The organism is Sphingomonas sp. Root720, assembly GCF_001428605.1.
Classification (GTDB): domain Bacteria; phylum Pseudomonadota; class Alphaproteobacteria; order Sphingomonadales; family Sphingomonadaceae; genus Rhizorhabdus.
This window is the reverse complement of the sequence record NZ_LMID01000001.1, coordinates 597065-622196: the sequence shown is the minus strand read 5'-3', so window position 1 is coordinate 622196 and position 25132 is coordinate 597065. Positions and strand designations below refer to the sequence as shown.

The window sequence follows — 25132 nt, the reverse complement described above, 5'->3', positions numbered from 1 at the left end:
TTCGCTTGCCAGTCGAGCGATCGGCGCAGGGCAGGCACGCTGGCAAAATGGCGGCCACCGATCTGGCCGCCCAGCATGTCGGGCACCGAAAGCTTCGGCTTGATCGAGTTCATATTGGAGTTGGCAATTGACGAACCGCCTGACCACCATGGTCCTCGCCGGCATGATCCTTGGCGTGACCGCCGGATTCATCGCGAATATGTGGTTCGGGGCAGATGAAGCGGCGGCAAAGGAAGTCGCAAGCTATTTCCACCTGCTCGCCGACATCTTCCTTCATCTCATCAAGATGATCATCGCCCCGCTGGTTTTCTCCACGCTAGTCGCCGGGATCGCCCATATGGGCGACAGCGCGGCGCTCGGTCGGATCGGCGGACGGGCGATTGCCTGGTTTGTCGTCGCCAGCCTGGTCTCGCTGGCGATCGGTCTCGTCTTCGTCAATCTGCTGGAGCCGGGCGTAGGCGTCAACCTTGTGCGCACCGGCAGCCCGGCGGGCGTGGATACCGAGGCGCTCAACTTCCAAACCTTCATTCTGAATGTGTTCCCAACGTCGATCGTCGGGGCGATGGCGGACAATTCCATCCTCCAGATCGTTGTCTTCTCGCTGTTCGTCGGCGTTGCCCTTACCGCTATCGGCGAAAAGGGAAGGCCTGTCGTCGCGCTCGTCGAGTCCATGGTCGAACTGATGCTGCAGGTGACCGGCTACGTCATGCGGATGGCGCCCTTCGCGGTGTTCGGCGCGCTCGCATCGTCGGTGACCGTACAGGGCATGGGCGTGCTGCTCACCTTCGGTCAGTTGATCGGTAAATTCTATGTCGGGGTAGGGGCGCTTTGGGTGGTGCTCGGCCTTGCCGGCTTCGCCATATTGGGCAAGCGGATGTTGATGCTGGCGGGCTACATTCGGGAACCGTTGCTGATCGCCTTCTCCACCGCTTCGTCCGAGGCGGCCTATCCGAAGATGTTGGAGCAACTCGACAAGTTCGGCGTACCGCGCCGCGTCTACAGCTTCGTGCTGCCTCTGGGCTATTCGTTCAATCTCGACGGGTCGATGATGTATGCGACCTTCGCCACGATCTTCATCGCCCAGGCTTATAATATCGACCTGAGCATCGGCACCCAGATCACCATCTTGCTGGTGCTGATGGTGACGAGCAAGGGCATCGCCGCCGTGCCGCGCGGCGGCATGGTGGTGATCGCGGCCACGCTCGCGCAATTCAACCTGCCGGTGGAAGGGGTCGCCTTCATCCTGGCCGTCGACCATTTCATGGATATGGGCCGCGCCGCGACCAATGTTGTCGGCAACGCGATCGCCACCTCGGCCATCGCCAAATGGGACGGGATGCTGGGCGATTCCAGACCGGACATCGACACCCATCCGCAGGCACCGTCGCACACCGCCGCCGGGGGACGCGCGGGGCTGGATCTGGCGCCGGACATGGTCGAGGCCCGCAGCGATAGCCGACACGGAAAATGGTGACGCCGGCGCGGCCCGAGAGAGGCAAATCGCCGCTGAATGGAGAAAGTATGTCCGACTTGATCACCGCCTTGGCGGAAGAGCTGTATGCGGCACGCGAGGCCGTTGCCGCGATCCGGCCCATCACCGACCGCCATCCCGAGCTAACCATCGACGACGCCTATCGTATCCAGCTCGCGACGGTGGAGCGTCGATGTGCGGAGGGCGGACAGCGGATCGTCGGCAGGAAGATCGGCGTGACGAGCGAGCCGGTGATGGATCTCTTCGGTGTGCGAGAGCCGGACTTCGGCGTCGTCACATCGGGCATGATGATCGATTGCGCGGGCGAGATCGAGACCGCGACGCTTATCGCGCCGAAGGTTGAGGGTGAGATCGCCTTCATACTTGGTCGCGATCTTACCGGTCCCGACATCACCGAGCAGGATGTGCTGGATGCGACCGCGCTCGTCATGCCCTGCCTGGAAATCGTCGACTCGCGGATCAGCGACTGGAAGATCAAGATCCAGGACACTGTCGCCGACAACGCGTCGGCCGCGCTCGTCGTGCTCGGCGACATGGCGCTTCCTGTAAGCTGCATCGATTTGGTGACCTGCGGAATGAGCCTGGAAATCAATGGTGAACTGCGCTCGACCGGCGCGGGCGCGGCAAGCCTTGGTCATCCAGCCAGGGCGGTCGCCTGGCTTGCAAACACGCTTGGCAGATACGGAACTCCGCTCAGGGCGGGAGAGGTGATCCTATCGGGTTCGCTGGGGGCGATGCTGCCCGTCGCACAAGGCGACCATGTGCGCATGACGCTTAGTGGGCTCGGCACTGCAGAAGCCCGTTTCTTGTAAGGATCATCTTCATGGCGCTCGATAGGGAAATCATAGAGAAGCTCGCGATCCGGCTCGATGCCGCGCAGACCGGCCGCGCGCCGATAGGCAAGATCACCGACGATCATCCGCTGATGGACTGGGCGGATGCCTATGCGATTCAGGACAGTCTGAAGACCATCCAGTCGGCGCGCGGCGTAGAGATTGCCGGACTCAAAATGGGTTTCACGTCACGGGCGAAGATGGCGCAGATGGGTGTCAAGGAGCCCATCAATGGCTTCATCACAAGGCAAGGTCGCGTGCCGCAGGGCGGCTCGCTCCATCGGGCCAAGTTCATCAATCCGCGTATCGAGGCGGAGATCGCAGTCGTCACCTCGGCTGAACTCAAAGGGCCCGGCTGCCATATCGGCGACGTCTTTCGTTCGGTCGCGCATGTGTTTCCAGCGTTGGAGGTGATCGACTCACGCTATCGCGATTTCGCGTTCGACCTGCCGAGCGTGATTGCCGACAACACTTCGGCGGCCGGCTGGATGATCGGGGATGACGGGGCCAGCCCGATCGGACGCGATCTGAAGAATATCGGCGTGGTGATGCGCAAGAACGGCCAGGTGGTTGCCACTGCTTCGGGCGCCGCGGTGCTCGGCCATCCACTCAACTCGGTCGCCATGCTCGCCAACATGCTCGCTCGCCGCGGCCTGACGATCCCGGCGGGAACGCTGATCCTCACTGGCGGTATCACGGCTGCGATCATGGTCGATACCGGCGATCGGGTCGCCATCGACTTCCAGGGATTGGGCACGATCGGGATCAACATCCATTGAAGAGGACGCCATGCCAGTTATTCAAGTCAATCTTATCGAGGGACGGCCTGACGAGAAGATCGAGGCCATGATCCGCGAAGTGACCGACGCGGTTTGCGTCACGCTCGACGCACCGCGCGATTCGATCAGGATCATCGTCAATACCGTGTCCAGTGCACATTGGGGCATCGGTGGCGCGACGGCGAAATCGAAGGGGCGATAACCCTTCGGCTGGCTACGACGATCGCCTCCCGACCATGAGCGGCCCAGACCGGCCGCTCATTCCATTTTCGCGAATGACCTTATTCCTGCAGGAGTCCAAAGAATGACCGCGGCCTCGTTGATGAGCACCTATGCCCGCACATCGTTATCGGTCGCTTCGGGCCGGGGTGTATGGCTGACGGATACCGAAGGACGCACCTATCTCGACTGTGTCCAGGGTATTGCGACCAATGCGCTCGGCCATGCCCACCCCCGGTTGGTGGAGGCGCTGACCGAGCAGGCGAAGGCGCTGTGGCATGTCTCCAACACCTTCCGTGTGCCGGGGCAGGAACGCCTGGCCGGCCGCCTGACCAGCACGACATTCGCCGATGTCGTCTTTTTCACCAACTCTGGCACCGAAGCCGTGGAGGCAGCGCTCAAGGCGGCACGCCGCCATCATGCCATTGGTGGACACGCGGAGAGGGTCGACGTCATCGGTTTTGCCGGGTCGTTTCATGGCCGGACCTATGCCGCGGTCAACGCGTCCGGCAATCAGGCGTATCTCGATGGCTTCGGCCCGCGCTTGCCCGGCTATATCCAGCTGTCGATCGACGACGAGGCCGCGCTCGACCGGGCGGTGGCCAGCCCGACCACGGCAGCGGTGATCGTCGAACCGGTACAGGGCGAGGGCGGCGCCAGAGCGCTCTCCGGCGATTGGTTATGCCGCTTGCGCGAGCGCACGCGGGCTCATGGCGTGCTGCTCATCTACGATGAGGTGCAGAGCGGCATGGGGCGGACGGGGAAGCTGTTCGCCCACCAATGGTTCGAAGGGGCTGAGCCCGACATCATGGCTATCGCCAAGGCGCTGGGGAGCGGCTTTCCGGTCGGGGCCTGCCTCGCCACGGCCCATGCTGCCCGCGGCATGACTGTCGGGGTTCACGGCACTACCTTCGGCGGAAATCCACTGGCGATGGCGGTGGCGACGGCCGCATTCGATGAGATCGCCCGTGAAGATACGCTTGCTGCCGCACGCGATGCCGCGGCCGATCTGAAGGCAAGGCTCGAAAGCCTGTGCGAGACATATCCAGACGTGATGCTCGGCGTGCGCGGCAAGGGATTGCTGCTCGGCGTGAAGCTGGTGCCGAACAATCGCGAGTTCATGGTGCTTGCCCAGGAATTCGGCCTGCTGGTGGCTGGCGGCGGCGAAAATATCATCCGTATCCTGCCTCCGCTCAACATAACCGCCGAGGAGATCGGCGAGGTGATGTCGCGGCTGGCGGCCACATGCGAAGCCGCGCGCACCCGCTTGGCCGCGTAGCGCGGACCCGTGATAGGCCGTCATGGGCTGGGCCGTGGAAACGGCGCCCTCTTGACATCGGCGGAATCACCGGTAATTGCAATCATTACAAGGATACTAAGGATTGGGCGAGGTGATCGCGCGTCATTTCCCCATATGGCTGGAGAGTCAGCGTGACCGACACTTACCGCTCCGCTTGGAAAGATGATGAAATTCAGGCCCTGAGCGACGTCGCGACGAGGTTCATCGACGCTGAGGTGATGGCGCACCGCGAGACATGGGAGCGGCAGCACCAAGTAGACCGCAGCGTTTGGCGCAAGGCCGGCGAGCTTGGGTTCCTCTGTTGTTCGATTCCCGCGGAATATGGCGGCGGCGGCGGCACGATCGCGCATGATCTCGCCATATGCGAAGCCCAGGGCGCCGCCGGTGATTGGAACTGGGGCTATATGGTTCATAGCGGGATCGTCGCCCATTACGTGCTCGCATATGGCACGGAGGAGCAGAGGCAAGCCTGGCTGCCGCTCATGGCGACGGGCGAGGTGGTCGGCGCGATCGCGATGACCGAACCGGGGACCGGCTCCGACCTCAAGGCGGTTCGGACCAGGGCGGTGGCCGATGGCGACGACCTGATCATCGATGGTTCGAAGACGTTCATCTCCAACGGGCAAACCGCCGATCTGGTCATCGTCGTGGTGAAGACCGACCCCGAAGCGGGATCCAAGGGGATCTCGCTTGTGCTGGTCGATACGCGTGACGCCCCCGGCTTCGCGCGAGGCAAGACGCTGGACAAGGTGGGTCAGCTCGGTGCTGACACCGCAGAATTGTTCTTCGACGGGGTTCGCGTTCCGGCAACGAGCATTTTGGGCGGTGTTCCCGGCCTCGGCTTCGGTCAGCTCATGACCCAGTTGGCCCAGGAGCGCCTGTTCATCGGCGTGATGGCCGTGGCGGCGATGGAGACCGCGGTGCAGGACACCGTCGCCTACACGAAGCAGCGACAGGCATTCGGGAACAGCATCTTCGATTTCCAGAACAGCAAGTTCGTTCTGGCGGAGGTGGCGACCACCGCCCATGTCGCCCGAGTATTCGTCGATTCCTGCATCGAGCGGTATTTCGCCGGGCAACTGGACGCCACGACCGCGGCGATGGCGAAGTGGTGGCTCACCGAGCAGCAGACGCAAGTGATAGACCGCTGTCTGCAGCTGTACGGCGGCTACGGATATATCAGGGAGTATCGCATCGCCCGCCTGTTCCAAGATTCGAGAGTCCAGAAAATCTACGGCGGCGCGAATGAGATCATGAAGGATCTGATTTCCCGTGCTCTGTGAAGCGGGCATCCGCGTCTTCGATAACGGTCGGAGCGGAGGATTTGATGGAAGGACGGATGCGCTGAGCATGTTCTTTCCATGGGGACGGTATCGGCAGGCAGCGTTCTGCTGCCATCGCAGCGCAATCCAGAATAACGGGCCGGGGAGAAGCAGATGAGCAGTGGTCCTCTCGCCGGACTAAGGGTGCTGGAACTGGCCGGGATCGGCCCGGCCCCGCTGGCATGCATGATTCTCGCGGACTATGGCGCCGACGTCATCCGTGTGGAGCGCCGCGGCTCCGAAACCGAGCGTTCCGACCAGACCGTGCGTGGGCGCCGGATCGTCAGCGCGAACCTGAAGGACCCGGCAGAACTGGACGACGTTCTCGATCTGATCGCGGATGCGGACATCCTGATCGAGGGTTACCGTCCCGGTGTGACCGAACGGCTCGGGCTCGGCCCGGCGGACTGCCTGTCGCGCAATCCTCGCCTGATATACGGCCGTATCACCGGCTGGGGACAGGTCGGCAGCCTCGCCAGTTCGGCAGGGCACGACATTAATTACATATCCATCACCGGCGTTCTCGAAAATATCGGGCGAGCCGGCGAGCGACCGGTGCCGCCGTTGAACATGGTCGGCGATTATGGCGGCGGTGCGATGTTCCTCATCGCGGGCGTGCTCGCGGCCTTGTTCGAGCGCCAGAAATCCGGTCGGGGCCAGGTCGTGGACGCCGCGATGTGCGACGGGACGGCGGTCCTGGCGCAGCTCATGTGGTCGATGCGCGGTGAGGGGCAATGGTCGGATCAGCGGGGCTCGAACCTGGTCGACGGTTCCCGGCCATATTATGACACCTATGTCTGCGCCGATGGCCGCTGCGTCGCCGTTGGATGCATCGAGCCGCAATTCTTCGCCGTCATGGTGCAGCGCCTCGGTCTCGATCAGGGGGCCCTTCCGGAGCAGAACGACAGCAGCCGCGCCGACGAGCTTCGCGCGGCGCTGGCCGCCGCCTTCGCGACCAGGACTATGTCGGAATGGGCCGATGTCTTCGCCGGAACCGACGCGTGTGTCACGCCGGTCCTGACCTATGCCGAGGCCCTGGAAAACCAGCACTTCCGCGATCGGGAGACCTTCACCCGTATCGACGGTGTCGACCAGCCGCGCCCCGCTCCGCGCTTTTCGCGCACACCATGGGCGGAGCCGATCGCCGCCCGGCGGGAAGATCGTGTGGCCTGGTTTTCAACCTGATCCGCCGGCTGCCCGTCAAGGCGTCGGCGCAAGCGCATATGAGCTGCCCAAGCAGCGAAACTCGAGGAGTTGAAATGTCCGAGAAAGTAGTGGTGGCCGGCGTCGGGATGATCCCGTTCACCAAGCCAGGTAAGAGCGACCCATACCATGTGATGGGCGCCGCCGCCGCGGAAAAGGCGCTTGCCGACGCGGGCATCGATTACAGCGCGGTGCAGCAGGCCTATGTGGGATATGTCTATGGTGACTCCACATCGGGTCAGCGGGCGCTGTATCAGCTGGGGCACACCGGCATCCCGGTTTTCAACGTCAACAATAATTGTTCGTCCGGTTCGTCCGCGCTGTACCTCGCCCGTCAGGCTGTCGAGAGCGGTGCCGTCGACGTGGCGCTGGCGCTCGGCTTCGAACAGATGGTGCCCGGGGCGCTGGGGGCGATCTTCACCGACCGCCCTTCGGCGATGGAAGTCTTCGAAAATGTGCGGGATCGTGTGCGGGGGGTGCCAGATGCAAACACGCCCAACGCCGCCACCTTCTTCGGTGCGGCAGGCCAGCAATATGTCGAAGATCGTGGGATGGATCCGTCGGTCTTCGCGCACATCACCGTCAAGTCTCGGCGGCATGCCGCCAACAATCCCTATTCGGTGTTCCGGGATCCGATGAGTCTGGAGGAAGTCCTCGCCTCTCCGCACATCTACGGCCCGCTCACCCGCTTTCAGTGTTGCCCGCCCACCTGTGGGGCGGCCGCCGCCGTCCTCGTGTCGCGCAATTATGCGAAGCGTCACGGCCTTCGATCGGATGTCGTCATCGCCGGCCAGGCGCTGACGACCGATTCTCCGGAAGCGTTCGACGGCGATATGATCCGGCTGATCGGATACGACATGACAGCGCAAGCGGCGAGCGAGGTATACGCGCAAAGCGGGATCGGGCCGGATGACGTGCGCGTCGCGGAACTTCACGACTGCTTTACGACCAACGAATTCCTCACCTATGAGGCGCTCGGACTGACGCCGGCTGGCACCGCGGAGAAGTTCGTCCTCGACGGCGACAACACCTATGGTGGGCGCGTGGTGACGAACCCGTCGGGCGGCCTGATCTCGAAGGGCCACCCGCTGGGTGCGACCGGGCTCGCCCAGTGTGCCGAACTGGTGTGGCAGCTTCGCGGGCAAGCCGATGCACGGCAAGTCGAGGGCGTGAACGTCGCCCTTCAGCAAAATCTCGGACTCGGCGGAGCATGTGTCGTGACGATGTACCAGAAGGTCGATGGCTGAGATGCGCGTGGACGCTTCGCTTATCGGAACGGGCCGCCCCGGCAGCAGCCTTCTCGTGACGCGTAGCCGGCTGCGCTTCTTCGCGAAGGCGATCGGGCAAACCGACCCGGTATTCTTCGACGTTGACGCCGCACGGCGCGCGGGACATCCCGACCTGCCGGTTCCGCCGACCTTTTATTATGGCGTCGACCTCGAGGTGCTAAACGCCATCGATCTGCTGACCGAACTCGGCGTCGATGTGCGCGCGGTGCTCCATGGGGAGCAGGAGTTCACCTATCATGCCATGGCCTATGCGGGCGACGAGCTGACGTCGTCGGCGACCATCACCGATGTCTATGAGAAGAAGGGGGGAGCATTGAAGTTCCTGGTCACGAAAGTGCCGATCGTCAATCAGCACGGCGTGACCGTGGTCACGATGCGCGAAAGCCTGGTCATACGCGAGATCGCGGGAGCGGCGGCGTGAGCGCCGCACTCACGCCCGGCGCGGAGGTCGGTCCTTTGCGGATTGAGCCGATCTCGCGCACGACGCTCGCATTGTTCGCAGGCAGCTCGGGCGATCACATGCCCCTCCATATCGATATCGACGTCGCGAAATCGGCGGGCATGGACGATGTGTTCGCGCATGGCATGCTGTCGATGGCCTATCTCGGCCGCCTGCTCACCGACAGTTTCGGGGTGGAGAAGCTTCGCAACTACAAGGTTCGGTTTTCGGCCATCACGCCGGTCCACGGGCAGCCGACCTGTCGCGGGACCGTCCGGTCGATCGAGGAGGTCGAGGGGCAACGGCTGGCGACGCTGGATCTCGTCGTCGCGTTGGCGGACGGCACGACCACCCTGATCGGCGAGGCCGTCGTCGAGATCGACCGCACCTAGCAAGATCATTTCGGGCAGGTTCGATCGCGAACCGCAGATGCATAGAGATAAAGGAAAGACGATGGGGAAACTTGACGGGAAGTCCGCGATTGTCACCGGCGGCGGGCGCGGGATCGGCCGAGCGGTCGCGCTGTTGCTGGCCCGGGAGGGCGCACGGGTGGTCGTGAACGACCTCGACCAGGAGCCCGCCGATCAGGTCGTGGAGGAGATTAGGAAGAATGGCGGAGAAGCTGTCGCCTGTGCCGGTAGCGTGACCAGCGAGGGCTTTGCTGATCGGTTCGTCCAGACGGCGGTCGAGACCTATGGCGGCATCGACATCATCATCAACAATGCCGGATATACATGGGATGCTGTCATCCAGAAGATGACCGACGAACAGTGGCACGCGATCGTCGATCTTCACCTGAAGGCCCCTTTCGACATCCTTCGCGCGGCGCAGCCGATCATCAGCGCGGCGGCCAAGAAGGAGAAGGCGGAGGGCCGGATCGTGCATCGCAAGGTCGTGAACATCTCGTCGGTCGCCGGTGTGTTCGGCAACGCCGGGCAAGCCAATTATGCTTCCGCCAAGGCCGGTATCGTCGGGCTGACGAAGGCTCTCGCGAAGGAGTGGGGGCGATATAACGTCAACGTGAACTGTGTAGCCTTCGGGTTCATCCTGACGCGACTGACCGAAGCGACGGCGGATCAGGCTTCGACGATCGACGTGGAGGGTCGCGAGATCAAGGTTGGGGTCAATCCGCAGGTTCTCGAAATGGCCAAGGCTATGATCCCGCTAGGACGCCCAGGGACCCCCGAGGAGGCAGCGGGTTCGGTCGTCATGCTCACCTATCCTGAAGCGGATTATGTTTCCGGCCAGTTGATCGTGACGGGGGGCGGCCTGGAAGGTTGAACACCGGCGCGCTGTCATTCGGTAGGTCGCAGATCGGCCCGCTGCATCGCAGATCGATCGTCACCAGCATGGGCAAAGGGTCTTTGGGCCCGAACTAGCGACACAGGAGGGCCTGATGGCCGACTCAACAGCCAAACCGGCCGCACAGGTCCAGAGCGATGAGGGGCGAGGGAAGCCCTTCGATCTATGGGTCGAGACAGGAAAGGTGCGAGAGTTCGCTTGGGCGACCGGAACGAAAGATCCGGCCTATGCGGAACCACAGCCGGTTTCCCCACCGACTTACCTGATGGTGGCGAACTTCTGGCAGACGCCCGCAAACGCACCTTGGGGCGACTCACCGCCGGACTTCCGCCGTCTTCTGCATGGCGAGCAGGAGTTCCTGTTCCACGGACCTCCGCCCAGGGCGGGTGATCATTTGATCGGGCAAGTTCGTATCGACAAGCGTTATTCGAAACCTGGCAAACGCGGGGGGCTGATGAATTTTACCGAAACCGTGACTGAGTATCGGGATGCCGACTCGAAGAAACTCGTAGCCGAAGTTCGGGCCACGCTGATCGAGACGAGCAAGGCGGCCGCAGCATGAGCCATTCCAAAAGGATATCGTGGGCCGATGCGATTGTCGGCCAAGATGTGGGTGAGAAGGTTGCGCGGCCCCTGACGATCACCGATTTCGTCCGGTACCAAGGTGCATCGGGGGATATGAACCCGATCCATCACGACGCAGAGTTCGCGCGAAAGGCCGGATATGACCAGCCGTTCGCCGTCGGCATGCGCCAGGCTGGAGTGATGGCCAGTTATAGCGCCGAGTTGTTCGGTCCGGAGAATGTCCGCCGGTTCAAGGTGCAGTTCCGCGAACAGGCCTGGCCTGGGGACATCATAACGTACAAGGCCACCGTGGCCGGCAAGCGCGTCGAACACGGCGTTGGGCTGATCGACCTCGACCTGCTCGCCGAACGGCAGACCGGGGGCGTTCATTTGAAGGGGTGGGCGACGTTCGCCATTCCGGTAGAGACATGACGTCGGCGCCGAAACGTCGCTGACCCCGCGGAGCGGAGATGAGCATGAGACCAGAAGAGCCGCCTGAACCGATGGTCGCCGTAGACCGCGCCGGCGACGTGACCGTCATACGCCTGTCCGACCCGTCCCGATCGAATGCGTTGACGCCCGCGATGGTGCTGGGCCTCACCCGCGCTGTCGCGGCGGCCGAGGGTAAGGCGCTGGTGCTCTGCGCGGAGGGGCGGAATTTCTGTTCCGGCGGCGATCACAAGTCGTTCGTCGAGCTGTCGCTGGACGACCGGCGGCAGCACCTGGCCGAGATCAAGGCGCTCATGATCGCGATCAGGGCCGCCTCGCTGCCGACCGTGGCCTGCGTGCAGGGAGCGGCGATCGGCGGCGGGTTGGAGCTTGCCCTTCACTGCGACCTCATCGTCGCGGCCGATGACGCCCGCTTCCAGCTCCCCCAGGTGGCGACGGGCGCAAGGGTGCACCGGACGAGCTATGGCGCGCTGATCGACCGGACCGGCATGGGCTTCGCCCGCCGCATGGTCCTTCTGGGAGATGCCTTGCCGGCGGCTTCCGCGCTCGCCATGGGGCTTATCGACCATGTCAGCCGAGGAGCCGATCTCCACGCCACGGCCTTGTCGATGGCGGCGCACCTGGCGGCACAGCCGCGGGAGACGATGGAACATGCCCGCAAGGCTCTCGCCGGGACGGCTATCGGGCCTGCATAGGGAAGATGCCCGGCCGATCGGGAGCGACGGCCTGGCCATGACCGGCGGTCGTCAGCCGGATGCCGTCAGCCGGATGCGCCCAGCACGCTTATCGCGTGGGACCGGGCGGTTCAGACCAGCGACTGGAAGCTTCGGCGAGCCCTGGCGCTTGCCGCGTCGACGATCTCGTTTCCATCAACGCGGCTGATATACAGGTCGCGAACGGCCTCGTTGTGACGGCGGACGGCGCGTTCCGCCCCGGCTGCATCACCGGCTTCCATGCGGGCAACGATCTTGGCGTGCGCGTCGATCACTGCCTCGCGATTCTCGCGGGTATGGGTCTCGCCGTGCGCGGCCATTGTCTCTTCGACGGCTTCTTCCTGCGACGACCAGAGGGCAACCAGGCTGCGGACCATCAATTCTGTGGTCTTGTTCCCCGCGGAGGTGACGAGCAGGTCGTGAAACTCTCTAGCCTTCATCAGGAATTGGGGCTCGTCGTCCAGCAGCGCCCGAGTCTCCTCGATATTCTGACGCAGCTTGGGAAGGACCTTGTCTTGGTCGGCATTCTCGACACACATTGCCGCGCACATTGGCTCCAGCCGGACTACCGCGTCGCTGAGGTCCGACAGTTGAACCCTTGCGGCCTGGAGGGCGAGGCCGAGCGAGTAGGCGGCTGAACCGGCATCGGGGCGGCGCACCTGTGATCCGCCCAAATTACCTCGGCGAACGGTGATCAGGCCTTCCGTTTCGAGGATTCGAAGAGCCTCGCGCACCGACGGATAGCTGACCTGAAATTCGGCGACGATTTCATCCTGCTTGGGCAGGACGGCGCCCTCGTCGGCATTGAGTATGCGGGCTCGCAATTCGGCCGCGATCGACTCCGCAATCCTGACCTGCTGCAGCGGCATCCGAGGGCGAGCACCGGTGGCCTTCATCAAAGTCCGCTCGCCAATTGATCCACTCCCGAAGCTCCGCTGATCCAGCCGATCTACGTCGGGGTAGTGTCTCCGTCAATCAATAACCTTCACAGGATTGCACCCACAGCCGCCGCTTTTAGCGTCATGAAGGGAGGCGGAGAACTACCCTCATCCGGCCATGGCCGAAGCATTGACATAGCCTTGGATTGTGCAGTCGTGGGCACTCATGATCAATTACTGGCGTGCAGGCGGTCGACTGCCAACGCGACCCGGCAGCAAGGCGTGCCGCCTGCGCTTGCCGCTCGAATGCGATGGATTGTGTTCAGGCGCGCGGCACTGCTGGAGCAGCAATCGCAGTATTGATCGAGAGCTGCGATCCGGGCGGGCATCCGGCGTTGAGACGCCGGCGAAGGGTGTGACACTCCACTTGTCTATCAATGCATTACTTGATAGGATTGATTCTAGAGGCGGCAGGTGGTGCGGAAGGCGGTTGACGAGGATGTGCCTCCCCGAGGCCATGAACGCTCTGCATCGGGGCCGATGCCGAGCTGCACCTTTTTGTTGGGGGCACCAGCCCTTGGCATCCCATTGCGCAGCGAAGGACGAGGTAGCGCGGCTCCGCCCGGTTCACCTTGAAACTCGCCAATGTCGAAGGAGACGATCATGAACTATAAAGGCGACCATAAGTCCGCCCTGCCAGGGGGCTGCTGATGGCTGGACCAATGGAAGGACTGCCCGTTCAGCACGGCGGATCGACTTCGACGCCCCGGCAGATTCCGGTGGTCGACTATTTGGTATTGGGCGACGAGCCACATCTATCCGCCCGGCAGTGCCGGAGTTGTGGTGCCCTCTACTTCGACCGCCGCAACGCGTGCGCCAAATGTTTTGCGGCCGAGTTCACCTCAAGCCGTTTAGCAAATACCGGGCGCGTACGGGCGTTTACTTTCGTGCACCGGGTCAAGCGTCCATTCGTTTCGGCGATCGTCGATCTTGACGGTGGTGGAGTAGTCAAGGCGAACCTGCTCGGTTTCGAGACGCCGGAGGATGTCGCTCCGCATGTGCGTGTTGCGCTGACCACCTTTGTCGTCGGGACCGACGATGACGGCACCGAAGCGATTGCCTTTGGATATAAGCGGCTGGGGAAAACGGCATGAGCTCGGAAGATATTTGGATCATCGGTGCGGCGATGACGCCATTTGGGCGCTTCGCCGATAAGGACCTCATCGACCTCGCGGCCGAGGCGGCTCTCGGCGCGCTATCCGACGCGCAGATCTCGATGGGCGACGTCGGTGTGCTCGCGCTCGGCAACGTGTATGAGGCCAACTCCCATAACGGCCAGCGCCTGCAGAAGCAGATCGGTCAGACTGGTATCCCGGTGTTCAACGTCGTCAACGCGTGCGCCACTGGAGCAACCGCCGCCCGCGTCGCTATGCTGTCGATCGCCGCAGGTGAGTCCGATATCGGCTTGGCTGTCGGGGTCGAGAAGATGGGCAAGATGGGGATGATCGGTGGCGCCGCTCGACCGCGCGAGGAGAAGAAGGTCTATGCGGCCAGCGGACGCTATGGCTCGGTCATCCGTCCCGAAGGAATCCTGGGCACGGGGACGATGCCCGGCGTCTTTGCACAGGCGGGGATGGAATATGCGTTCCGGCACGGCGTGACTCCTACGCACTTCGCGAAGGTGGCCCAGAAGAACCACGCGCATTCGGTGCTCAATCCCCTGGCGCAATATCGCAAAGAATTCTCGCTCGACGAGATATTGAACGCCGAGATGATCAGCTATCCGAACACATTGCCGATGTGTTGCCCCACCGGCGACGGCGCGGCGGCGGTGGTCCTCGTGTCCGGTGCGAAGCTGAAGACGCTCGGCCTCGACGTGCGGCGTCGCGCGGTCAAGATCAGCGCCGCCGTGATGACCTCCGACCCCTGGACCGAAACCGACCAGGTCCAGCCGGACGTGAACACCCTCACGCGGCTCGCCGCCGACCGGGCATATGAGCAGGCCGGCATCGGCCCTGACGACCTCGATGTCGTCGAGTTGCACGATTGTTTCGCGACTGCCGAGCTTCTCCACTACGACAATCTCCGGCTGTGCGATCCCGGCGGCGCGGGCGAGTTCATCGACTCCGGCGCGCCGTGGCGGGACGGGAGGATCCCGGTCAACGTCTCCGGCGGCTTGCTGTCGAAGGGGCATCCGCTGGGCGCTACGGGCATCGCCAATCTCTTCGAGGTGACCGCCCATCTGCGTGGTGAGGCGGGGCAACGGCAGATCGAGGGAGCGCGGGTCGGGCTGACCCATGTGATCGGCCTGGCCTCGGCCTGTGCCGTCCACATCCTGGAAGCGGCGCCACGGTAACGGGCCCGCCTCTGTTGGCGGGGGCGGCGAACGCACATTCCCGTGGTTCGTCGCGCCGCTTGCGCGCCGGCTCGCTTAGCTGACATGACAGCCGCGCGGCGTGGCGCTTGTCGAGGAAAGCCGATAGCCGGGCAGATGGAGCGGCATGATGCTCGAAGATAACCTGCAACGCCGCGCCCGGCCCGCGAAGGATATACCCTGTGAGTGATCTGCTGCGCGGTGTCCGCGTTTTGGAACTCGCCACGCTGCTCAACGGCAGCACGGTTGGAACCCTGCTCGGCGATCTCGGCGCCGATGTGATAAAGATCGAGAGCCCCTTCCTGGGCGATTACATCCGCGACATCGGCGGGAGCGTCTCTCCACATAACAGCCCGTCCCACATCCAGGCGAACAAGCATAAGCGGAGCTTGACGCTCAACCTTCGCGAGGAGCGCGGGCGGGAGCTTTTCTGGAGGCTGCATGCGACCGCCGACGTCTTCATCGACGGGAACCTCGTCGGCGTCGCCGACCGGCTCGGCGTGGGGTATGAAGAGCAACGGCGGCGCAAGCCGGGCATCGTTTACTGCCAATATACCGGCTATGGCGCCCAGGGGCCTTATGCCAGCATCCCGACACACGGCATGATGATGGAGGCGCTCGCCGGGGCGCAGCCCACGGTCGTCGATGCCGACGGCGCGGCACGGGTGCTGCCGGGCCCACCGGTTCCGCCCCCGATCCAGCGCGACCTGCGAAGCGGAGGAGAGGCGACCGCGGCCGGCGCGATACACGCGGCTTTCCATGTGGCGGCTGCGCTGGTCCAGCGGGATCGGACAGGAGAGGGGGCCTATATCGACGTGTCCGCCGCGGCCGGGGTCGTCGCAAATGCCTGGATCGCCGCAACGTTTACGATGAACGATCATCTGATAAGCGACCGCGCCGATTTGCCGGACCCCGATGTGGCCGGATCAGACTGGGTCAAATATCAATTCTACGCTGCCGCCGACGGTAAGGTGGTCCTTTTCGCCTGCATCGAGCATAAATTCTGGGACCGGTTCTGCGCGGCGGCGGGGCGGCCCGACCTGATCGAGCATAAGGATGCGTCGCTCGCCGCCGATTTCGCGGCCGGCAATGTCTGGCTGCGTCAGCAGTTGCAGGACATCATCGTGAAACATGATGCCGCCTATTGGGTCGATCTCGCCGCGCGCGAGGATATACCGATTGGTCCTGCTCCGCGCACGATCTCCGAAGTCGCCGAGGATCGCCAGATGCGACAGCTCGGTATATTCCATCGGGCGCCGGACCCCACCGGCAACGAGTGGACCTATATCGGCGAGCCGGCGATCGTCGCCGGGCAACCCTATCGGGTCCAGCGCCCGGCGCCGGGCCATGGCGAGCACACGGACGAATTGCTGGCCGACCTCGGCGTGACCGCGTCAGAGCTGGCGCGGCTCAAAGCCGATGGCATCGTCTGATCGTCGCGGCCTATCGCTCGGCTGAAAGGTCGGGATGGTCGGGCGCGCCGAGGGCAGGGGCGCCCTCGGCGTCAGGCACTGAGCCTCATTCGTTAGGGGCCGGTCCGATGCGGGGGCGCAGCCATCCGGCTATGCGACCGATGGCTTCATCGGCCTGCGCCAGTCGGCCTGCCCTGAGCTGGAAGACATGCTGCATCCCCGGGGCCACGTCGACCGTCACATCGACATCCGCCTGACGCGCCAGATCGGCGACGCGGAGGCTGTCATCCATCAAGATCTCCGCACCCCCGACCTGAAAGTATAAGGGGCAGATGCCTCTGTAATCGCCGTGAACGGGTGCGGCCCGGGGGTCGCGCGGATTCGCCCCGGCCAGAAATAACCCGGCCAGATTCTTCAACTCGATGGCGGTGACGAGCCGGTCGAACCCGGCGTTCGTCGTGATGCTCGCGCCGAGCACCTCCAGGTCCGTCCAGGGCGAGAAGGCAAAACCGGCTGCAGGCTGAGACAAACCCTCGTCGCGGGCCCGGAGCAGGCTGCATAACGCCAGGCCTCCGCCCGCTGAATCGCCGCCGATGGCGAAGCATTCCGGGTGCGTTCCCGCATCCAGCAGGGCCCGATAGACCGCCATGCTGTCGTCGAGGGGGCCAGGATGGGGAGTCTCCGGCGCCAGTCTGTAATCGACCAGGAACACCCGGCAGCCGATCGCCCTGGCGAGATGGCCACCGAGCCGGCGGTGAGACGCCGCGGACCCGGCCACATAACCACCGCCGTGCAGATATTGCAGCACCCGCCGGGGATCGCCGCGATCGCTGTCAGCCCAGAGGCCCGGAACGCCGCCGACGATCGCGGGCGTCCATGTCACGCCGACCGGTTCGGCCGCGAACGAGATGGCGGTCTCGGTGACCTCGCGATGCTGCTCCACGGTCAGCGGCGGCATGGCGACGGGCCCGGCGCCCGATTTCTGTTCGACCATCCTGGCCGCTTTCCTTTCGGTTCTCAGGCGGAAGTTCCGGCCTTGGCCATCTCATGGCGGCCGATAACCATGCGGAGCACTTCGGACGTGCCTTCGCCGATGGTAAGGCCGTGAGCGTCTCGGGCGTGCATTTCGACGGCATATTCGTCGGTGAAGCCGATGCCGCCGTGCAGATGCAACGCCTGGGTCGTGGCTTCAACCGCCAGTTCGGACGCGTAGACCTTGGCCATGGCCGACTCGGCCTGGCACTGGACACCGGCGTCGACCATGGCCGCGGCGCGTTCGGTGAGCAGCCGGGCGGCGTCCAGGCGGATGCGGATGTCGGCCACCCTGGCCAGAATCACGTCATTTTGGGCGAGCGGGCGATCGAAGGTGGAGCGGTCGATCAGAAAGCGGGTGGCCGATGCCAGCGACGCCTCGGTCATGCCCAGGCAGATGGCCGACAGCCCGACCCGGCCGAACTCGACCATATCCATCATATGGTAGAAGCCGCGCCCTGGCTCGCCAAGCATCCGGTCCTGAGGAACCCGACATGCCTCGAGCTTGAACCAGCCCAGGCCGGCCGCCCGGAAGCCAAGCGTGCGATAGGTGCGCTGATAGTTGAAGCCTGGGTCGTCCCGATAAACAATGAACAGGCTTATGCCTTGGCGGCGGGCCGCAACGTCCTGCTCCGATCTCGCGCTCACCACGATGAACGGTGCATTGGCGGCGTTGTCGATCATGCGCTTTGCACCGTCGAGAAGCCAATGATCGCCGTCGCGAGTGGCGGTGGTGCGGATCCCTGCTGCGTCCGATCCGCCATGCGGTTCGGTGAAGCCCACGCCGCCCAGGCCGGTGCCGTCGACAAGGCCGGGCAAAAGGGCCTGTCGTTGCTGCTCATTGCCGTAGCGAGAGATGAGGCGCCCACTGAGATTGGCCCAGGTTCCGGCGATGGCGGCCGTCGGCCAGACCTTCGCCAATTCTTCCTGTTGGGCGGCGAAAGCCCTCAGCCCTTGCGCTTTGCCGCCAAACTCGACGGGAAGGGTGCGGCCAAAGCATCCCGCCATGGCCATCGCCTCGCGCACTTCGTCCGGGAAGGTACTGGTCGATTCGGCTCTCTCGACATGCGGCGCGATGTCCCGCAACGCCATCTCGCGAATGGCGAGCCTTACCCGTTCGATATCCTGTTCCCCGCTTCCGGAGCCGGATCGTCCCGGTGCGTCGCTTCCGATGTGGCTGGTCGTCGCGGAGGTCAAGATTTCGGCTCCTAATCGGTTCGAGAGAACAGGCAAAGCTGGCGGCGGAATCCCGTGCGAACAAAGGCGGTCTTACCAGGGCCGCCGCGCACCTTGTTCAAGCGTCTCAAGCAGCGCCCTAGAAACCGATCTATGTCGGTCAGTCCTCATCCGTCAATATCTATCTTTATAAGGTTATAATGATAGGCCTTCGACTGGTGGGGCGGGCGGCGGAGCGGCGCGATATGCCGTAGACGTAAGCTGCGCGCGGCACCGTCGTTTAATGCATCAGGATGGCAAAAAGCCGATGCGCACGGCGGCGCAATCAGTCCCTTGTCTATCAATGCATTACTTGTTAGGATTGAAATATGGAGGAGATTTCTAGTGACGGCCAGAGTCGTCCTGGCGCGGAAATGGGGAATGCGAACAATCGCTTCCGGACATCGGGGCGACCATCCGACACATGAATCGAGCCGCCGCCGGTCTTCACCGATGCCAAGCTCGTAGCGGGTCGGATTTTTTCCACCGGTGGAGCGATATTGCCGAGTCCGGCCTATGAAGATCGCACACGGGTCACAGGAGATGATAATGAAATACGTCGCCGATCACTGTCTCGCTCTGGCAGGATCCTGCTGATGGTCGGGCCGCTCGAAGGCATTCGCGTGCTTGAGGTGGGCAGCTATGTCAGTGGTCCATATGCCGGGCAGATGCTCGTCGACCTCGGTGCGGAAGTCATCAAGGTGGAAGGGCCGCCCGAGGGTGACCTCTTCCGACATTTCGGCCGGCCGCCGACGCCAGTCAGTCCGCTGTTCGCCAATTGCAACCGAGGAAAGCGCAGCATCTGCCTTGATCTGAAGCAGCCTGGCTCGGTGCAGAAACTGCTCGGACTGGTGGCGACGAGCGATATCTGGATCAGCAACTGGCGTACCGGGGTCGCAGACCGGCTAGGTCTCGGCGACGACGTCCTGCGATCCGCGAACGAGCGCCTTATCCGGATCAACGTGACCGGCTATGGTTCTGAAGGGCCTAACACCGACAAGCCAGTCTATGACCTGATCGTTCAGGCGGCCAGCGGCCTGACCCAAGCGACTGCCCGTGCCGGCGCTCCCCAGGTCCAGCCCGGCTTTCCGGTCGACAAGATCACGGGCATGATGGTGGCCCAAGCGGCTCTGGCCGCGCTGTACGCCCGCAGCCAGAGCGGCCGGGGCGACCGTGTCGACGTGTCGATGCTGGCATCCGCCGCATATTTCAACTTTGTCGACCTTTTCGCGAACCGCACATTCGTCGATTCCGCTCCGGAGGACCCGCTCAACCACCACGCGCTCTCAACGCAGGTACTGCCGGCCAAGGATGGCTGGCTCGCGGTGGCTCCGGTGTCAGGTCAGGCGATCAAGCGTGCCTGCGACGCGGTGGGGCATCCCGAATGGGTGGCCGATATCCGCCGGGCAACGGGACAAACCCAGTTGCTGATGCGCTTCTTCGAACTGTTCGCCACCGTGCTTCCGACCCAGACGACGACCCATTGGCTGCGGGTGTTCGCCGAACATGACGTGCCCGCGTCGCTGTGCCTGACGATGGACGATCACCTCGCCGACCCGCAGGTGCAGGTCCAGGGGATATATCGGATGGCCGACTGGCCGGAGATCGGCGAGGTGAGGACGGTAGGATATCCCGCCGATTTCGCCGCATTCGACCGGCTCGGATCCGTCGCCCCGCCACCGGCGGTCGGCCAGGACAATGACGAGCTTCTGACGGGGCGGTCGTGACGCAGGGAATATCCCTTCCATCTGCCACATGGGGCGCGGACCTGGTCGAGGAATATGTGCTGGGGGCGCCGTGTCGCGTCTTTTCCAGCCGGCATCGGCATGTCACCGGGCTATTCTCGGACGCCCGGCGGTTTCCGGATCGCCCCTATCTTGTCCAAGGTTCGCGCACGATAAGCTTCGCCGACCACGAGCGCCTCGTCAGGGCGGCCGCCACGCTCCTGCGGCGTCACGGGGTGGAGAAGAAAAGTCCGGTCCTGCTCCTCGGCGCGAACTGCATCGAATGGGTGGTTGCCTATTGGGCCATCCTGGCCGCGGGCGGGGTGGTCGTCCTCGGAAATGCCTGGTGGAGCGAGGATGAGGTTCGTCACGCCGTAACGACCACCGATCCGGTCCTGGTCGTCGGGGACGGAGCCCGGCTGGCCCGGCTGCCCGACGGCCGGAGAGTCCTGGCCTTCGACGCTTTGGCCGAACTGGGTTCTGATGATTCTGGGGATCAGCGTTTCGACGACTCCAAGCCAGTCCAGGAGGATGATCCCGCCGTTGTCGTGTTCACATCCGGCACGACGGGGTTGCCCAAAGGCGCCGTGCTGTCGCATCGGGCGATCATCTCCACCCTTCAGGCCCTGCTGGATAGAACCCGTCGGCTGCCCGATGCGGACAGGCCGCCGCCCGCGCCCAGCAGCTCTCTTCTGAGCCTGCCGATGTTCCATGTGGGCGGCTTGCAGCAGATCATCACTCCGATGGTGACGGGCGGATCGATCGTCTTCAGCGAGGGCCGTTTCGATCCGGAGCGGATCGTGGCGCAGATAGCCGAGCAGGAAATAAGGGTATGGTCGGCTGTCCCCACAATGGTCACCAGGGTGATCGACTATCTCGAGCAGAGTGGGCTTCCGCCTCTTTCCGGTCTTCGCACGCTCGGCCTCGGTGGTGCGCCGGTCTCACAGGAGCTTCGCGAGCGGGTCCTTACCTGGTTCCCTTCGGTAACGCGCAATCTCGCCGTGACCTATGGGCTGAGCGAAGCGTGCGGCGTGGTGGCCACGGGCGTCGGCGAGGAGGTCCGCCTGCGTCCGGGGAGCGTCGGACGACCGCTGGCGACCTCGACCATCTCGATCGCGGACCCCGACGAGGCCGGGATCGGCGAGATCCTGATCCGAAGCCCTTCGTTGATGCTGGGATATTGGTGTCGGGCCGACGGCGCGGATAGCCTCGCGGCATGGGATCCCGGCCCCATCGGGTCGGGCCGATGGCTGGCCACCGGCGATATCGGCCGGCTCGACGGGGACGGGTTCCTCTTCGTGACCGACCGGAGCAAGGACATCGTGATCCGCGGCGGCGAGAATATAGCGACCCCCCATGTCGAAGGGCGGCTGTCGGCGCATCCGGCCGTGGCGGAGGTCGCCGTGCTCGGCTTGCCGCATCCCAGCCTGGGCGAGGAACTCGCCGCGGTCGTGGTCCTGCATAGCGGACAAAAGGTCGATCGGGACGAATTGAAGGCCTTCGCCCACCAGACCCTCGCACATTTCGAGGTCCCGTCTCAATGGTGGTTCCACCCGGGTCCCTTGCCTCAAAATGCCACCGGAAAGGTGCTGAAGCGGGCGTTGAAACAGGCATGGGTCGATCGGGCGGACGCCTGATCCGCCCCCACCGACGCCGCCAAAATACTGAGAGAGCGTGTCTTTTTATTCTTATAAGTATAGAATGATTTTATCATTGTAAGTATAGTAGTATACGGTATAGTTTTTTCCAGGCGCGCTGAAAGGGAGAAAGCCCATGAGCTTGCTTGGTGAGTCGGGTGAGGTCCTGAAAGACGCGCGGCAAAAATGCGGTTGCAATGCGTTGTTCGCCGGGTTTCTCAAATGCTGAGAGCCGCATACGCCACGCTACTGGCGCGCTCTGCTATCAGCGCATCCTTATCAATAATGCCGCGATGCGCCGAGGGCAGTGTTCGATAGTTTGCTGGTCGATGTCCGCCGCGCCATCGGCCTGCGGGCCAAGGATAGGGCAGCCACCGGCAGCGCGCCGCTCGCCACAAAATCATAGAGTCAGAGGGAGACGAGAAATGCTGAATAGCAAGACCATTAAAACAACGTTGCTGGCGGGGGCCTGCGCCATATCTTCCCAAGCTGCCATGGGTGCGGCTCCGGTGCAGGCGGCTGATCGCGTCGGCAGTGCCGCCGACGGCTCCCCGAAGGCGATTCAGTTCGCGCTGGCGGACCAGGCGTCTCCGGACTCCGCCGTAGCAGGCCGCCGTGTTGCGGCTGCCGAGGAGGTGTCGGGCGCGCCGGACGAGATCGTCGTCACCGCCCAGAAGCGCGCCGAGCGGCTGCAGGACGTACCGATCTCGATCGCGGTGCTGAGTGGGAATGCTCTCGACAAATCCTCGATCAACAGCGCGGCCGAAGCGCTGAGGACCGTTGCCGGCGTTTCCGTGATGGAAGCCTATCAGGGTAGCGGCTCGCTGGTCACGATACGTGGCGTGGCAGCAGGCGGCCCGTTGTTCGGTGGCGCCAGCCCGGTATCCTATTATGTCGACTCCGTGCCGTTCGGTTTGATCAAATCGGCCATCGCGCCCAACGCGCAAGCCTTCGACCTTCAGCAGGTCGAAGTCCTTCGCGGGCCACAAGGCACGCTTTACGGCTCCAACGCGCAAAACGGCGTAGTGCGCATCCTCACCCATGATGCCGAACTCGATGGCTTCGACTTCAAGGCTCGCGTCTCGGGTTCCGCCACCAAGGGCGGCGGCGACAATTACCAGGGCGACATGGCGGTCAACGTGCCGATCATCGACGGTGTCCTGGCGGCGCGCGCGGTGCTCGGATATGAGAACAATAGCGGCTGGATTGACACGCCGGGCCCACGCAACGCCAATGACTCGGAAGTCAAGAATGCCCGCCTGAAGATCAACGCCCAGCCCAACGATAATCTTTCGGTCGGCCTGTCCGCCTGGATCTCGCGGGCCGATTACGGCATGCCTTCCTTCGGCAACTCCGACGATTTCAACACGGTTGCCGCGCCGCAGCCGGTCACGACCGATTTCGACGCTTATGGCCTGAAAATCGGCTATGACTTTCCGACATTCACTGTGACGAGCGGCACCAGCTACCTGCGTTATCGCAACACCGGCTATCTGAATCTCGCGCCCCTCGGGATATTCATAGCGCCCGGCGTTCCCATCAACCTTTTCACTAGCCAGGGTGCTCGCATCACCACGGAAGAGCTCAACCTCGCGTCCACGAACAGCAGCGCCTGGCGCTGGACGGCCGGTGCCATGTACCGCCATGACTCCGAAGACCTGCTGCAGGCCAATCTGCCGACGACGGCGGCGACGAGCACCAAAATGCTGTCGAAATCCTATGCCGTGTACGGAGAGCTGACCCGTCTGCTCTTCGACAAGAAGGTCGAACTGACCGCGGGCGTCCGTCACTTCGTCGACAAGCAGTCGAACGTCGCGGTGAGCAGCGGCGGGGTCCGCGACAGCGACACGTTCAAGGCCACCACGCCTCGCTTCGTCGTCACGGTGCATCCCAACAGGCAGTCCACCATCTACGCCTCCTACTCCCAGGGATTTCGGAGCGGCGTGGTGCAGGGGCCGCCCCTGCCGGACGCCCTCAAATTCACCAATCCCGACAAGCTCAGAAATTATGAGATGGGCGCGAAGGGCACCCTCATGGACGGGATGATCAGCTATGACGCCGCCGTCTATTATATCGACTGGAAGGATGTTCAGCAGTTGATCACCGTGCCGGTGGTCACCGGCGGCGTCTCCATTCCGCGCGCCGCCATCGTGAACTCGGAGTCCGCCAGCGGTCCGGGGGCCGATCTTTCGCTGTCGATCCGTCCGGTTGCCGACCTGACGCTGACTGCCCAGTTCAGTTGGAACAATCTGACCTTCGACGAGAATGTGATTTCGGGTGGCCAGGTATTGTTCGCGAAGGGCGCCAGGCTCAACTTCTCGCCCAAATATACCGGGGGCGCGTCGGCCGAATATGCCTTCCCGCTGGGCGGTGACCTGCGCGGAAAGTTGTCGCTGTCCGGCAATTACACCTCGACACAGGCGTATCGAGGATTGGTCGGGGGCGCCGCCGTGTCCGAAGACGGCGATAAGATGTTCGTCGCCCGCGCCGATTTTTCGGTGCTCTTCTCGGAGAGGTTCGGCGTCACGGCGTTCATCGACAACCTGACCAACGAGCGCGGCACCCCGGTGAGGACGCCTTATCTTCCGGCAACGGACGACTGGGATTTCCGCACGCGCCCCCGCACCGTGGGTGTGCGACTGACATATGGGATGTGAGTGAAGAGGGGCAGCGGCCGACGCTGCCCCTCACACCATCGGTCAAGGCAGGTTTCGGCCGCTGGTTACCCTCGATGCGGCCGCAGCGAGCTCGAACGGGAATGTCCGTCGAAGCTTGCTGCGGCCGCAACGCATTTCGGCGCCTTGCGCCACGCATCGATGCGAGAACTTGCACCGATGGTCCTTGGAAAGTTGTTCACCTAATGCGCGCGATGCGGACATTCTCTCGCCGCCTTGGGTGCGATCCGCCAGCCCGGTGTCGACGGCGGCGACAACCAGCGACGCGGATCCGGCGCGA

The 25132-nt window shown here is 63.6% G+C and carries 23 protein-coding genes; 20 read left to right on the top strand and 3 right to left on the bottom strand.

What is annotated here, in order from left to right; translation table 11 throughout:
- Window positions 1–127: 127 nt before the first annotated feature.
- The 14 genes from ASE22_RS02870 (at window position 128) to ASE22_RS02805 (ending at window position 11887) form a co-directional block, all read left to right on the top strand.
- Window positions 128–1474, top strand: a complete 1347-nt coding sequence (locus tag ASE22_RS02870; protein WP_056354683.1) for a dicarboxylate/amino acid:cation symporter — start codon at window positions 128–130, stop codon at window positions 1472–1474.
- Between the two features lie 47 nt (window positions 1475–1521).
- A complete protein-coding gene (locus ASE22_RS02865) occupies window positions 1522–2304 on the top strand; it encodes a fumarylacetoacetate hydrolase family protein (RefSeq protein ID WP_056354680.1) in 783 nt (260 codons plus the stop codon).
- Window positions 2305–2417: 113 nt separating this feature from the next.
- Window positions 2418–3104, top strand: a complete 687-nt coding sequence (locus tag ASE22_RS02860) for a fumarylacetoacetate hydrolase family protein (RefSeq protein ID WP_235536520.1) — start codon at window positions 2418–2420, stop codon at window positions 3102–3104.
- 10 nt (window positions 3105–3114) lie between these two features.
- Window positions 3115–3306: a 4-oxalocrotonate tautomerase gene (locus ASE22_RS02855; protein WP_056354672.1), complete on the top strand. Its 192-nt coding sequence runs from the start codon at window positions 3115–3117 to the stop codon at window positions 3304–3306.
- A 102-nt stretch (window positions 3307–3408) separates the two neighbouring features.
- Entirely contained in the window at window positions 3409–4602 is a 1194-nt protein-coding gene (locus ASE22_RS02850; protein WP_056354669.1) for an aspartate aminotransferase family protein, read from the top strand.
- Window positions 4603–4754: 152 nt separating this feature from the next.
- Window positions 4755–5906: an acyl-CoA dehydrogenase family protein gene (locus ASE22_RS02845; protein ID WP_056354668.1), complete on the top strand. Its 1152-nt coding sequence runs from the start codon at window positions 4755–4757 to the stop codon at window positions 5904–5906.
- Between the two features lie 153 nt (window positions 5907–6059).
- Complete coding sequence (locus ASE22_RS02840; protein ID WP_056354665.1) at window positions 6060–7130, top strand: CaiB/BaiF CoA transferase family protein; 1071 nt, start codon at window positions 6060–6062, stop codon at window positions 7128–7130.
- Complete coding sequence (locus ASE22_RS02835; RefSeq protein ID WP_235536521.1) at window positions 7073–8395, top strand: lipid-transfer protein; 1323 nt, start codon at window positions 7073–7075, stop codon at window positions 8393–8395. The genes ASE22_RS02840 and ASE22_RS02835 overlap by 58 nt, the downstream gene beginning before the upstream one ends.
- A 7-nt stretch (window positions 8396–8402) precedes the next feature.
- Window positions 8403–8858 (top strand): MaoC family dehydratase N-terminal domain-containing protein, encoded by a 456-nt coding sequence (locus ASE22_RS02830; RefSeq protein ID WP_200933243.1) that lies wholly within the window; start codon window positions 8403–8405, stop codon window positions 8856–8858.
- Window positions 8855–9268, top strand: coding sequence for a MaoC/PaaZ C-terminal domain-containing protein (locus ASE22_RS02825; protein WP_056354655.1), 414 nt, complete (start codon window positions 8855–8857; stop codon window positions 9266–9268). Before ASE22_RS02830 ends, ASE22_RS02825 begins: the two co-directional genes overlap by 4 nt.
- 61 nt (window positions 9269–9329) lie before the next feature.
- Entirely contained in the window at window positions 9330–10157 is an 828-nt protein-coding gene (locus ASE22_RS02820; RefSeq protein ID WP_056354652.1) for an SDR family NAD(P)-dependent oxidoreductase, read from the top strand.
- A 115-nt stretch (window positions 10158–10272) separates the two neighbouring features.
- A complete protein-coding gene (locus ASE22_RS02815) occupies window positions 10273–10740 on the top strand; it encodes an FAS1-like dehydratase domain-containing protein (protein WP_056354648.1) in 468 nt (155 codons plus the stop codon).
- The gene (locus ASE22_RS02810; RefSeq protein WP_082545716.1) at window positions 10737–11174 is read left to right on the top strand and encodes a MaoC family dehydratase; all 438 of its coding nucleotides are present in this window, start codon (window positions 10737–10739) and stop codon (window positions 11172–11174) included. Before ASE22_RS02815 ends, ASE22_RS02810 begins: the two co-directional genes overlap by 4 nt.
- Before the next feature lie 44 nt (window positions 11175–11218).
- Entirely contained in the window at window positions 11219–11887 is a 669-nt protein-coding gene (locus tag ASE22_RS02805; protein WP_162248267.1) for an enoyl-CoA hydratase/isomerase family protein, read from the top strand.
- Between the two features lie 110 nt (window positions 11888–11997).
- Here ASE22_RS02805 and ASE22_RS02800 read toward each other — a convergent pair whose 3' ends face one another.
- On the bottom strand, window positions 11998–12801 hold the full coding sequence (locus ASE22_RS02800) for a FadR/GntR family transcriptional regulator (RefSeq protein WP_056354642.1): 804 nt from the start codon (window positions 12799–12801) through the stop codon (window positions 11998–12000).
- 704 nt (window positions 12802–13505) lie between these two features.
- Between ASE22_RS02800 and ASE22_RS02795 the strand changes: the two genes are divergently transcribed.
- The 3 genes from ASE22_RS02795 to ASE22_RS02785 all read left to right on the top strand — a co-directional run bounded on the left by ASE22_RS02795 (window position 13506) and on the right by ASE22_RS02785 (window position 16590).
- Entirely contained in the window at window positions 13506–13937 is a 432-nt protein-coding gene (locus tag ASE22_RS02795; protein WP_056354639.1) for a Zn-ribbon domain-containing OB-fold protein, read from the top strand.
- Window positions 13934–15139, top strand: coding sequence for a thiolase family protein (locus ASE22_RS02790; protein WP_056354637.1), 1206 nt, complete (start codon window positions 13934–13936; stop codon window positions 15137–15139). Before ASE22_RS02795 ends, ASE22_RS02790 begins: the two co-directional genes overlap by 4 nt.
- 200 nt (window positions 15140–15339) lie before the next feature.
- Complete coding sequence (locus tag ASE22_RS02785; RefSeq protein WP_056354635.1) at window positions 15340–16590, top strand: CaiB/BaiF CoA transferase family protein; 1251 nt, start codon at window positions 15340–15342, stop codon at window positions 16588–16590.
- 85 nt (window positions 16591–16675) lie between these two features.
- On the opposite strand, the gene ASE22_RS02780 is transcribed toward ASE22_RS02785, so the two are convergent.
- Both ASE22_RS02780 and ASE22_RS02775 read right to left on the bottom strand, forming a co-directional pair.
- Window positions 16676–17563, bottom strand: coding sequence for an alpha/beta hydrolase (locus ASE22_RS02780; protein ID WP_056354630.1), 888 nt, complete (start codon window positions 17561–17563; stop codon window positions 16676–16678).
- Between the two features lie 23 nt (window positions 17564–17586).
- A complete protein-coding gene (locus ASE22_RS02775) occupies window positions 17587–18798 on the bottom strand; it encodes an acyl-CoA dehydrogenase family protein (RefSeq protein ID WP_156397377.1) in 1212 nt (403 codons plus the stop codon).
- 614 nt (window positions 18799–19412) lie between these two features.
- Here ASE22_RS02775 and ASE22_RS02770 point away from each other — a divergent pair.
- From ASE22_RS02770 to ASE22_RS02760, 3 genes are all read left to right on the top strand, one after another.
- Window positions 19413–20543 carry a CaiB/BaiF CoA transferase family protein gene (locus tag ASE22_RS02770; protein ID WP_056354624.1) on the top strand — a complete coding sequence of 377 codons (1131 nt, stop codon included), beginning with the start codon at window positions 19413–19415 and terminating at the stop codon, window positions 20541–20543.
- A complete protein-coding gene (locus ASE22_RS02765) occupies window positions 20540–22177 on the top strand; it encodes a class I adenylate-forming enzyme family protein (RefSeq protein WP_082545720.1) in 1638 nt (545 codons plus the stop codon). Before ASE22_RS02770 ends, ASE22_RS02765 begins: the two co-directional genes overlap by 4 nt.
- A gap of 425 nt (window positions 22178–22602) precedes the next feature.
- Window positions 22603–24834 carry a TonB-dependent receptor gene (locus ASE22_RS02760; RefSeq protein WP_162248268.1) on the top strand — a complete coding sequence of 744 codons (2232 nt, stop codon included), beginning with the start codon at window positions 22603–22605 and terminating at the stop codon, window positions 24832–24834.
- The last annotated feature ends 298 nt before the right edge of the window (window positions 24835–25132 follow it).